We start from the raw sequence: 11,091 nt of genomic DNA on the forward strand, positions 1-11,091 counted from the left end.
AGCCCGCTCCCACATTCGACTGCATTTATCCTGTTGGAATGGGGGCGAATGTGGGAGCGGGCTTGCTCGCGAATGGCGGCCTCAGCGTTTCACAGCAACCGGCCTGGAACGCTCCGCCCGCTTGCTCAACTGCTCAAACACCGGCGGATACGTCGGCCGTTCGATATACCGACCCGCACCCCGTTCGGCGCGCAAATCCCCATCCGCCCAGACCAGCTTGCCCTGGCTGATGGTATGGCTCGGCACGCCGCGCACGGTCTTGCCTTCGAAGATGTTGAAGTCGACTTTCTGGTGGTGAGTCTTCGCGGAAATGGTCCGTGTGCCTTGCGGGTCCCACAGCACCAGGTCAGCATCGGCCCCCACGCGGATCGCTCCTTTGCGTGGATACAGGTTGAAGATCTTCGCGGTGTTGGTAGACGTCAGCGCAACGAATTCCTGCATCGACAAGCGCCCAGTGTTCACGCCCTCATCCCACAACAGCGCCATGCGGTCTTCGATACCGGCAGTGCCATTGGGAATTTTGCTGAAGTCATCCCGCCCGGCGGCTTTTTGCTCGGCGCAGAAGCAGCAATGGTCGGTGGCGGTGGTGTGCAGGTTGCCGGATTGCAAGCCATGCCACAGTGCCTCCTGATGCCCGCGCGGGCGGAAGGGCGGGCTCATCACATAGCCGGCGGCGGTCTGCCAGTCGGGGTGTTGATACACGCTGTCGTCCAGCAGCAGATGCCCGGCCAATACTTCGCCGTACACCGGCTGGCCCTTGCTGCGGGCGTAGGTGATTTCATCCAGCGCTTCCTTGGTGGACACGTGCACCAGGTACAGCGGCGTGCCGATGGTTTCGGCAATCCTGATCGCCCGGCTGGCGGCTTCACCTTCCACCTGCGAAGGCCGCGACAACGGATGCGCTTCAGGCCCGGTAATGCCCTGGGCCATCAGCTTGCGTTGCAGGTGATACACCAGCTCGCCGTTTTCGGCATGCACCGTCGGTACCGCACCCAGTTCCAGGCAGCGTTCGAAGCTCGCCACCAAGGTGTCGTCGGCGGCCATGATTGCGTTCTTGTACGCCATGAAATGCTTGAAGCTGTTGATGCCGTGTTGGCTCACCAGCTCGGCCATTTCCTCGCGGACCTGCTCGCTCCACCAGGTAATCGCGACGTGAAAGCCGTAGTCGGACGCCGACTTCTCGGCCCAGCCGCGCCACTGATGGAAGGCTTCCAGCAGGGATTGCTGCGGGTTGGGAATCACGAAGTCGATGATCGACGTGGTGCCGCCCGCCAACCCGGCGGCCGTGCCACTGAAAAAATCTTCACTGGCCACGGTGCCCATGAAGGGCAACTGCATATGGGTATGGGGGTCGATGCCGCCGGGCATCAGGTATTGACCGCTGCCGTCGAGTATCTCGGTGCCGGCGGGAATATCCAGATCAGTGCCAATGGCGCGGATTAGACCGTCTGCGCATAAAACATCGGCTCGGTAACTTTCATCATGGGTAATAACGGTAGCGCCACGGATCAACAGCGACATGTCGAGTTCCTCACAGGCTTGACCGGCTTGTGCCAGTTCTAAGTGTTGTCATGCATCGCGCCGCTGGAAAGTTAATTCCTGTCAGCGGTGACAGGAATAGAAACTAGCCCGAGTTTTTCGAATGAGCAAGAATATTTTTTATAAGCTTATATCTTTATTAAGTAATTGAATTTTAACGATAAAAAATCAAAATCACCAAAATGTAGCGGCCTCTCACCATTTTGACGCACTTGACAGGTTCCCAATATGAGCAACATTTCCTATTGCAAATCAGACGCTTGAGACATGCCTCTTGACGGGGCCGGTAAATAAAAATAATTGTGTTGCACCAGATTGAGTCCTGATGGTTCGGACAACTTCTGCGTTATTTGGCCTGAGTAACGCTGAAAGTAACGAGGGGCTCTTCGGTCGAGACAATAAAGCTGATAAACATCAGCAAGTTATACAAGCGGTGCGGGCAGGTTGACGGTTTACGGCACGGTTATTGAGTGCGGTGGCGGTTGGCCGGGTCCCGGATGTCATGTTGTCAACGAGGTACTCCGGCCATCCCGTGCACGTCACGGGATGAGCAAAAATAATTCGAAAAAACCGTGGAGCGGCCATGCAACAGAACAGATCGCAAGTCATTGAGCGCAACGGCCTGTACGAACTCGACGCCGGCCCCGACGTCCTCGACAGCCCCCGCTACAACCACGACATGGCACCGACCAAGGTGCGCGAACGCACCTGGAACAAGTGGCATATCACCGCGCTGTGGATCGGCATGTCGGTGTGTGTGCCGACCTACACCCTGGGCGGCGTGCTCACCGCGTACTTCGGGTTGTCGGTGGGCGAGGCGCTGATGGCGATCCTGCTGGCCAATATCGTGGTGCTGATCCCGCTGACACTCAACGCCTTCCCCGGTACCAAGTACGGCATCCCGTTTCCGGTGTTGCTGCGCTCGTCCTTCGGCGTGCTCGGCTCCAACGTGCCGTGCCTGATACGCGCGTTGGTGGCGTGTGGCTGGTTCGGTATCCAGACGATGTTTGGCGGCCTGGCGATCCACCTGTTCCTGGGGTCGATTTTCGAGGGTTGGAAATCCCTTGGCGGCACCGGTGAAGTGATCGGCTTCATGATCTTCTGGACCCTGAACCTGTGGGTGGTATTGCGTGGCGCCGAGTCGATCAAATGGCTGGAAACCCTGTCTGCTCCGCTGCTGGTAGCGGTGGGAATCGGGCTGCTGGTGTGGGCGCTGCCGAATGTCTCGCTGACCGAGTTGATGGCCATCCCGCCCAAGCGTCCCGAAGGCGCGAGCCTCACCGGCTACTTCATGGCAGGCCTGACGGCGATGGTGGGTTTCTGGGCCACCTTGTCATTGAACATCCCCGACTTCAGCCGCTACGCCAAGAGTCAGAAAGACCAGATCCTCGGGCAGATTTTCGGCCTGCCGCTGACCATGTTCCTGTTCGCCGCCCTCGGCGTGATCATGACCGCCGCCTCGGTAAAACTGGTGGGCGTCAGCGTCTCCGATCCGGTGACCCTGATCGGCCATATCCAGAGCCCGGTGTGGGTAGCCGTGGCCATGGCGCTGATCATCATCGCCACCTTGTCCACCAACACCGCAGCGAACATCGTCTCACCCACCAACGACTTCCAGAACATCGCCCCCAAGCTGATCAACCGTACCACGGCGGTGGTGCTCACCGGCCTGGTGGGCCTGGCGCTGATGGCCCACGAACTGCTGAAAAAGCTCGGGCTGATCATTTCCGACGTGAGCCTGGAAACCGTCTATTCCAACTGGTTGCTGGGTTACTCAAGCCTCTTGGGGCCGATCGCCGGCATCATGGTGGTGGACTATTTCATCATCAAGAAACAGCAACTGGACCTCGCCGGTTTGTATCGCGATGACGTGTACCCGGCGTGGAACTGGCATGGCTTCCTGGCGTTTGGCGTGCCGGTGGTGTTGACGTTGCTGTCCCTGGGCAGCGATGCGTTCAGCTGGTTCTACAGCTATGGCTGGTTCACCGGTTCGGCGCTCGGTGGCCTGTTGTATTACGCCCTCTGCATGAAACGCGGGGCTCGTGTGGTCGCGGTGAAAACACCGCTTTAATCGATGTGGAATGCAATCAAATGTGGGAGCGGGCTTGCTCGCGAATACGGTGTGCCAGTCGCCAGATGTGTTAGCTGAATCACCGCCTTCGCGAGCAAGCCCGCTCCCACATTTTTGATCGCAGTCCTCCAGTGAGAGTCTGGTCAAATTCATAAGAACTACTGCCTGAGGAGATCCCCATGAACGCTGCCATAGACGTTCTGCAATCCACCCATCAGCACATCAACCGCGATCGTCTGTGGCTGTCCCTGATGGAACTCGCCAAGCTCGGCGCCACCCCCAAGGGCGGCGTCTGCCGCCTGGCCCTGACCGACCTCGATCGCCAGGCCCGCGACCTGTTTGTGAAGTGGTGCGAGGAAGCGGGCTGTACCGTGACCATCGATGGCGTCGGCAATATCTTCGCCCGCCGGCCGGGGCGCAATCCCCAGTTGCCGCCGGTGATGACCGGCAGCCATATCGACACCCAGCCCACCGGCGGCAAGTTTGATGGCTGTTTTGGCGTGCTGGCGGGCGTTGAGGTATTGCGCACCCTCAATGACCTGAAGGTGGAAACCGAAGCGCCGCTGGAAGTGGTGGTGTGGACCAACGAAGAAGGCTCGCGCTTTCCTCCATGCATGATGGGCTCCGGGGTGTTTGCCGAGAAATTCACCCTGGCCGACACGCTGGCCAAGACGGATGCCGACGGCGTGACCGTGGGCGATGCGCTGAATGCCATTGGGTATGCCGGATCACGCCCGGTGAGCGGGCACAAGGTGGGCGCATATTTCGAAGCACATATCGAGCAAGGTCCGATTCTTGAGGATGAAAAGAAAACCATCGGTGTGGTGCTGGGCGCCCTTGGCCAGAAATGGTTCGACCTGAAACTGCGGGGTGTCGAGGCGCATGCGGGGCCGACCCCGATGCACCTGCGCAAGGATGCCCTGGTCGGTGCCGCGGCCGTGGTGGCTGCAGTAAACGCGGCGGCGTTGGGTCATCAGCCTCACGCCTGCGGCACCGTCGGCTGCCTGCAAGCGTATCCGGGCTCACGCAACGTCATTCCTGGCGAAGTGCGCATGACCCTGGACTTCCGCCATCTGGAACCGGCGCGGCTGGATTCGATGATTGCCCAGGTGCGCAAGGTGATCGACGAGACCTGCGCCAAGCACGGCCTCACATTCGAGATGACACCCACCGCTGACTTCCCGCCGCTGTACTTCGACAAAGGCTGCGTGGATGCCGTGCGTGATGCGGCCAATGGGTTGGGGTTGTCCAACATGGATATCGTGAGCGGGGCAGGGCATGACGCGATTTTCGTCGCGGAACTGGGGCCCGCGGGGATGATCTTTGTGCCGTGTGAAGGTGGCATCAGCCATAACGAAATCGAGAACGCGGCGCCGGATGATTTGGCGGCGGGGTGTGCGGTGTTGCTGAGGGCGATGGTGGCAGCTTCGGTGGCAATCGCCAGCGGCAAACTGGCTGCCTGAGTCGACAGGCTTCACTCCTCTCAAATGTGGGAGCCGGGCTTGCCCGCGATAGCGGTGTTTCAGACACAGTTGCAGTGCCTGACACTCCGCTATCGCAGGCAAGCCAGCTCCCACATTTATAGGTCAGCTCACGGCTACCCTCGCATCCACCACCCGATCTACAAGCAACTGCACGCCCTCCAGCATCCGACACATCCCCAGCATCACGCTGCGCTGTGAACCATCAACCTCAAAGGCCAAGTGCGCGGCGATGGCATTGATGGATTCCAGGTCCTGAGAGGCATTAAGCAGCAGGGTTTCGGTATCGAGCCCAGGACGGAGGGTGAAGACCAGGTTTGAATCGGAAGGAGGATTTGGACTGTCTTTGATCATGATGCAGTTCCTGGAGAGTTAGAGACTACCACCAGGGTTTTCTCACGAACGAAGGTGGCAGCTGTACGCGGAGTGAGAAAACCAAGACCCCAGGAGCTTGGCCACGCCGAAGCGTGCCCGCGCACAGCCGCCATAACAGCGAGCACAGAAAAAGCGCCTGCACTGTATACGGCGGGCGCTTTTGCGCCAATGGAGTCGTTCGGATTTCTCACGTCCGGTCGCTGAATTGGCAGCGACTGGCGAAGACTAGTGGTGCCCGTTCCGACCAGCAACCCGAAAGAAGCGTAGGAAATATGTCGCTTCGAGGATGGGTTGTAAGGCATGTCCTGCTCCTTTGTACGAAATCTCTTTTGTTCTTCGTGCCGCTCATTATTTCGGGCTTCCAGTGTTAGGTTCCGACACGCAAAAACCTAATGCAGAGGAAGCATTTGATGGCGAACCCTATGCCACCACCCGGCGTATCGCTCGACGAAAATATGGCTACCGCGTTCCACAAAAAGAATGTGCTGAAGGCTGGTTCCGCGTTTATGTACTCTTGGTTTTATACTCAGGTCCGCAATCGCGGTCCTTGGGACTACAAGAAGATTTCCAAAGAATATGAAGCCTTTGGAAACTTTCATTATGGCGCCGTGGGGACAGCTGCTGGTTTCAGCGAAGAAGTGCTTTTGCGCGCAGCGGGGCTTGCTCAAAGCAGAGCGGGCACGGATAAACCCGAGTTCGGTCGTTGGTGGGGAGAGGCACCTTTCGGTGATGATCCGGTCGATCAATACTGGATCAAGGAAGGAATCAGGTATGCCAGGTTCAGGAACTACTAGAAAGCCGATTTACTCAGTTGTCACTACGATCCTATTGGCGTTTTGCTTGGTGTATATCGGTGGTAATTGGCTGCTATCGCCGGGGCACCCGCAATTGACAGAAGTTGTAATGAGAGTGCCACTTGGCACTGACGGGGCCGTCTATGGCGTCAAGGATGACCGTGGAGGGGCAACTGTTCCGTTCAGCTATCGATATTACGTTTACCGCGCCTTGGAGGACGACAGTGAAGTATTGGCTGCGTTGAGGGATGCCAGTCCATTTCTAATTACGCGTGACGCATCGGCAAAAGTTGATGTTCAGGGCCGTACGATCAATGTGTCGGTGGCGGGGGATGTATCCGACTATCACAGCAGTACGCTGTATCGACATGCCAATGGCAGCGATTACACAGCAGTGAGTGTTTTTCTGAATAGTCGGCCGGAAGATTGAAATTGGCGGTGGCTCAGTCTAGAGATGTTTGACGTGACCCACGTCGGTGGCGATTGCCAGCGGCAAACCGGCCGCCTGAGTCGTCAGGCTTCACTCCTCTCAAATGTGGGAGCCGGGCTTGCCCGCGATAGCGGTGTTTCAGACACAGTTGCAGTGCCTGACACTCCGCTATCGCAGGCAAGCCAGCTCCCACATTTGATCCAGGGTGGGCTCGAGATTTGTATCAGGCGTCGGGCTTCCAACCGCCGCCCAGCGCCGTCACCAACCCCACACTCGCCTGCAACTGCTGCGTCTGCACCGCTTGCAATGTGCGCTGCGCCTGCAACGCCGCCGTCTGCGCCGTCACCACATCCAGATAACTCAGAGCCCCGCCAGATAACTGTTCATCCAGCGCTTTCTGCTGCAAATCCGGCAGTTGCCCCTAGTTATCTTTAACCTTGCGCACGGCGCGTAAAACCTGGCTGAGGTAGTGGGCCGAGGCCTCTTCAAACTCGGCCTTGGCTTGGCACTCAGGCGCCCGCCGTTGAAGATCGGCAGGTTTACCAAGGGCCCCAGAGCCCAGTGGATACTGGTAACTGCAGATAATGGGTTAAATAGTATGAAGGTCACATCCGAGCAGCTTGTGTGAAAGTTCCCTTTTTCATTTTTCCGTTATCGGTGCTACCTGAAGGTGTTAGTTTTTTTTGCAAGCACCTAACCGTTTTGCTAGCTATTTACTTTTGCAATGTTTTGATAGGGTTAAATGCATCGGAATAAATTTTTGGATTGAAGGAGGAGTAATGAAGCTAGGTGATATAGAAGATACGTTACTTCTTAAAGCATGGCATCGATACGATGAAACAATTCGAAGCCCGTCAAGGTTGCACACCATCTGGTGATTTAAATGAGTAGCTTGATGCGGCGCGGAATGGTGCTTGGGCTGATTTTTTGCTTTATCAGTGCTGCATTTGACGTGTATGTGGCTTTTGTTACCCAAATGATAAATCCCTTGGTAGTCATTTTTTACTGCTTCAGTTTTTCAGGAGCGTTTTTTCTAAGTTTTACGCTCTTGCGAAGTAACAAAGAACTTATCTTAAAACTGTACGAAAACATATTGTTAGTTTTTTTAGTCAATGTTGCAGTTCTATTGAACTGGGGCGGCCTATTCTATGCACTCCGTTATCTGGAACCTGCCGTTGTCGGCGTGGCCTCAGTGGCATGCGGGCCGGCGCTAACGCTCATCCTCTCTGCTCTTGATAAAAACAGAGTTAAAACCGCGTTGGCGGATACATTGATTTCCTGGCTGGTACTGATTTCCGTGGGAATCATGTTGTTCAAGTCATTCATGGGTGACAGTGGTGTGTCTTCCACCACTACCGGGCAGCGAATGCTTGGCATCGTCAGCGTTCTGGTGTGCGCGTTGGGCACCGTGATGTATACGATCGTCTCGAAAAAGCTATTCGCTCGACAGTGGGTTGTTTATGAAATTCTGGCGGTCCGAAATGTGGTGATGATCATTGCCTGTGTCGTCTTGATTCCCGCGACGGGTGTCGGTTTTGCCTTGGGCCCTGAGCTGTTCTGGCCGATGCTGACGTTAGTGGTGATTGGCCATTTGCTGCCGATTTATCTGATTCAAAAAACCATTCATTATCTCAGTGCTATCCATGTATCGCTGTTACTGCTGACACTGCCGGTGTTTGTCCTGCTGCTTCAATATCTCGACACACGAGTGGAGTTTTCGGCAGCCAGTGTCACGGCGGTTGGCGTCATTATTTTTTTACTCTCTGGACGAGCAATCGCAAGTCTGTATCTCGAAAGGCGGGGATTGAGATGAGCAGAGTCGTGATAGTCGATGGTTTTTCATCCGGTAAGTTTGTCGCGAAAGCGTTGCGTGAGCGAGGCTGTACGTTGATCCATGTGGCGTCGTCCGCGACGCTCGATGATTATTACTACATGGGTTTCGATGCCTCGATTTATGAATGTCTGATCGTCAATAAGCAGTTGGAAGCGACGGTCGAACGCGTTGCGACGTTCGATCCCCAGTACATCATCGCTGGGGCTGAAACCGGTGTGTTGTTGTCTGATTGGCTCAACGAGCAGCTCAATCTTCCTTATCGCAACCAATTCAACCGAACTCAAGCGCGCAGGAACAAGTTTGAAATGATCCGTTGTGTCGCCGACGCTGGGCTGCCAGCCGCGCAACAGGCTATCGTTGAGTCATGGAATGCGGCCAAGGCCTGGATCCTGGGGCATGGCAGGTTTCCCGTGGTGCTGAAACCTCTGGATAGTGCAGGCGCGGATGGGGTTTATATTTGCGATGATTTGCAAGATTGTGAGGTCGCCTTCGGAAAGGTTTTGGGAACGACCAATCGACTCAATATTAGGAACGCTCAGGTCCTGATCCAGGAATATTTGGTTGGTGTGGAATATGTTGTGAATATGGTCTCCCTGGGCGCGAGGCAGATGGTCACTGAAGTGGTGAGATACCGAAAGGAGCGGCTGGACAGCGGTAGCGTCATTTACGACATTGATGAACTGGTCAGCCCTGCCGAGCCTGAGTGTGAGCTGCTGGTCGACTACACCCGCAAGGTCGTCAGAAGCCTGGGCATTGAAAATGGCCCTAGCCACGCGGAGGTTATGCTGACCGAAAAAGGTCCCAGACTTGTGGAGATCGCAGCGCGCACCGACGGAATTCTTCGTCCTGAAGTATCCGAACAGACGACAGGACTGGGGCAGATTCGCGCCACGGTTATGTCCATCGTTGAGCCGGAACAATTTGAGCGCTTGCTTGACGCCCAGGTAGGTTATGAATTGTTGCTGCACAGCTATAACGTCTGCCTAATCAATCGTTCGCCGGGTTGTTTCACCAAAGAGCTGTTTTTAAGCGAGCTTCTGAAGCTCGAGTCCTATTTTTATTCGGTGTTCTACGTTGGCAGCGGGCAGCCGATTGGCATGACCAAAGACGTATTCAGCCAACCGGGTACCATTTATTTGGTGCATGCCGACAACGCGGTCATCAAGGCGGATTATTTGAAGCTTCGAGCACTCGAGGCTGTGGGAGCCTACTTGGCGCCCTGACGTCCGGATCAACAAAACTCCCGTATGTGATCCCGGTTGTAGGAAGCAACCTCACGCCCCAGGCAACCAGCCGCCGCCCAGCGCCGTCACCAAACCCACACTCGCCTGCAACTGCCGCGTCTGCACCGCCTGCAACGTGCGCTGCGCCTGCAACGCCGCCGTCTGCGCCGTCACCACATCCAGATAGCTCACAGCCCCCGCCTGGTAACTGTTCATCGCCAGTGCCTGTGTGTGCTCGGCGGCATTCGCGGCGGCTTGTTCGTCCATCGCCTCCTGCTGCAAGTCGCGCAGTTGCCCAAGGTTGTCTTCCACCTCACGCACGGCTCTTAACACCTGGCTGCGATAGTGCGCCGAAGCCTCTTCAAACTCCGCCTTGGCCTGGCGCTCATTGGCGCTCAACCGGCCGCCATCAAAGATCGGCAGATTCACCAGCGGCCCCAGCGCCCAATACCGATTGGCGGCGGAGAACAAGTTGCCCACACCTTGGGTCTGCCCGCCAATCAAGCCGGTCAAACTGAAATCCGGGTACCACGCCGCCTTGGCCACGCCGATATTCGCGTTGGCCGCAAACACCCGTCGCTCGGCTGCCGCGATATCCGGCCGGCGTTGCAGCAGGTGGCTCGGCAGTTGTTGCGGAATCCCCGGCAGCGCGATCAATTGCTGGCTCGGCGGCAGCTGGAATTCACTGGCGGATACGCCCACCAATTCACCAATCGCATGCTCGGTGAGATTGCGTTGACCGCGCACATCGTCAAGCTGCGCCTGTGCTTCAGCCAGCTGATTCTGCGCCCGGGTCAGGTCGAGCTCCGAGGCGATCTGCCCCTCGTACCGGCTGCGGGTCAGTTTCAGCGCCTGGCCAAAATCATCCAGCGAACTGCTGAGAATCCGGCTCTGGGCATCCAGTCCGTTGAGCTGCACGTACAGCGTCGCCAACTGATGCTGCAGGCTCAGGCGTGCCACCGCCAAATCATCCCCGGAGGCTTGGGCCTGTGCATCGCCAGCCGCCACCTGGTTGCGGATTTTGCCCCACAGATCCAGATCGAAGCTCAGCGCAAACCCCGCCGTGTTGCTGTTGTACACCGAAGGCTGGGTATCACCCCGCAGTGGCCGATTGTCCGATTGCCGCTGGCGCAACGGTTGCGCGCTGGCGGTTATTTGCGGGAACAGCCCGGCATGCAACTGGCTGGCATACGCCTGGGACGCATCGAAATGCGCCAGCGCTGCGGCCAGGTCCGGGTTGGCCTTGAGCAGTTGTTCCTGCAGGTCGTTCAGGCGCGGGTCCTGATACAGCTGCCACCACTTCGGCGCCAGTTGGTCGGACGGTTGCGCGCTGTGCCACGGGCC

At 57.0% G+C, this 11,091-nt stretch carries 9 protein-coding genes and 1 pseudogene; 6 read left to right on the forward strand and 4 right to left on the reverse strand.

Features of this window, described 5'->3' with window-relative positions; genetic code table 11:
- Positions 1–81: 81 nt before the first annotated feature.
- A complete protein-coding gene (gene hydA / locus HX846_RS11525) occupies positions 82–1,521 on the reverse strand; it encodes a dihydropyrimidinase (RefSeq protein WP_003207833.1) in 1,440 nt (479 codons plus the stop codon).
- 601 nt (positions 1,522–2,122) lie between these two features.
- Here hydA and HX846_RS11530 point away from each other — a divergent pair.
- Positions 2,123–3,610 (forward strand): NCS1 family nucleobase:cation symporter-1, encoded by a 1,488-nt coding sequence (locus tag HX846_RS11530; RefSeq protein WP_003207834.1) that lies wholly within the window; start codon positions 2,123–2,125, stop codon positions 3,608–3,610.
- 179 nt (positions 3,611–3,789) lie between these two features.
- Positions 3,790–5,073, forward strand: coding sequence for a Zn-dependent hydrolase (locus tag HX846_RS11535; RefSeq protein ID WP_087693198.1), 1,284 nt, complete (start codon positions 3,790–3,792; stop codon positions 5,071–5,073).
- 123 nt (positions 5,074–5,196) lie between these two features.
- Here the strand turns inward: HX846_RS11535 and HX846_RS11540 are convergent, their stop codons facing one another.
- On the reverse strand, positions 5,197–5,445 hold the full coding sequence (locus tag HX846_RS11540) for a DUF6124 family protein (RefSeq protein WP_178965414.1): 249 nt from the start codon (positions 5,443–5,445) through the stop codon (positions 5,197–5,199).
- Between the two features lie 431 nt (positions 5,446–5,876).
- Between HX846_RS11540 and HX846_RS11545 the strand changes: the two genes are divergently transcribed.
- Positions 5,877–6,260: a polymorphic toxin type 44 domain-containing protein gene (locus HX846_RS11545; protein ID WP_371916584.1), complete on the forward strand. Its 384-nt coding sequence runs from the start codon at positions 5,877–5,879 to the stop codon at positions 6,258–6,260.
- Between the two features lie 109 nt (positions 6,261–6,369).
- Positions 6,370–6,690, forward strand: a complete 321-nt coding sequence (locus HX846_RS11550; RefSeq protein ID WP_226476354.1) for a hypothetical protein — start codon at positions 6,370–6,372, stop codon at positions 6,688–6,690.
- 223 nt (positions 6,691–6,913) lie between these two features.
- Here the strand turns inward: HX846_RS11550 and HX846_RS11555 are convergent.
- A pseudogene (locus HX846_RS11555) lies at positions 6,914–7,275 on the reverse strand (RND transporter); the annotation flags it as partial.
- A gap of 298 nt (positions 7,276–7,573) precedes the next feature.
- Here HX846_RS11555 and HX846_RS11560 point away from each other — a divergent pair.
- Positions 7,574–8,503, forward strand: coding sequence for a DMT family transporter (locus HX846_RS11560; RefSeq protein ID WP_178965415.1), 930 nt, complete (start codon positions 7,574–7,576; stop codon positions 8,501–8,503).
- Complete coding sequence (locus HX846_RS11565) at positions 8,500–9,747, forward strand: ATP-grasp domain-containing protein (protein ID WP_087693202.1); 1,248 nt, start codon at positions 8,500–8,502, stop codon at positions 9,745–9,747. Before HX846_RS11560 ends, HX846_RS11565 begins: the two co-directional genes overlap by 4 nt.
- 51 nt (positions 9,748–9,798) lie before the next feature.
- On the opposite strand, the gene HX846_RS11570 is transcribed toward HX846_RS11565, so the two are convergent.
- Positions 9,799–11,091, reverse strand: a 1,293-nt coding sequence (locus HX846_RS11570; protein WP_178965416.1) for an efflux transporter outer membrane subunit, incomplete at its 5' end; no start/stop codon positions are given.

It is taken from the genome of Pseudomonas sp. K5002 (assembly GCF_013386655.1).
Classification (GTDB): Bacteria; Pseudomonadota; Gammaproteobacteria; order Pseudomonadales; family Pseudomonadaceae; genus Aquipseudomonas.

What these genes read in the sequence shown, in the direction of transcription:
- HX846_RS11560 (WP_178965415.1), top strand. Translation starts at nt 7,574, where the DNA reads ATGAGTAGCTTGATGCGGCGCGGAATGGTGCTTGGGCTGATTTTTTGC.
- HX846_RS11540 (WP_178965414.1), bottom strand. Translation starts at nt 5,445, where the DNA reads ATGATCAAAGACAGTCCAAATCCTCCTTCCGATTCAAACCTGGTCTTC.
- hydA (WP_003207833.1), bottom strand. Translation starts at nt 1,521, where the DNA reads ATGTCGCTGTTGATCCGTGGCGCTACCGTTATTACCCATGATGAAAGT.
- HX846_RS11545 (WP_371916584.1), top strand. Translation starts at nt 5,877, where the DNA reads ATGGCGAACCCTATGCCACCACCCGGCGTATCGCTCGACGAAAATATG.
- HX846_RS11535 (WP_087693198.1), top strand. Translation starts at nt 3,790, where the DNA reads ATGAACGCTGCCATAGACGTTCTGCAATCCACCCATCAGCACATCAAC.
- HX846_RS11550 (WP_226476354.1), top strand. Translation starts at nt 6,370, where the DNA reads ATGAGAGTGCCACTTGGCACTGACGGGGCCGTCTATGGCGTCAAGGAT.
- HX846_RS11530 (WP_003207834.1), top strand. Translation starts at nt 2,123, where the DNA reads ATGCAACAGAACAGATCGCAAGTCATTGAGCGCAACGGCCTGTACGAA.
- HX846_RS11565 (WP_087693202.1), top strand. Translation starts at nt 8,500, where the DNA reads ATGAGCAGAGTCGTGATAGTCGATGGTTTTTCATCCGGTAAGTTTGTC.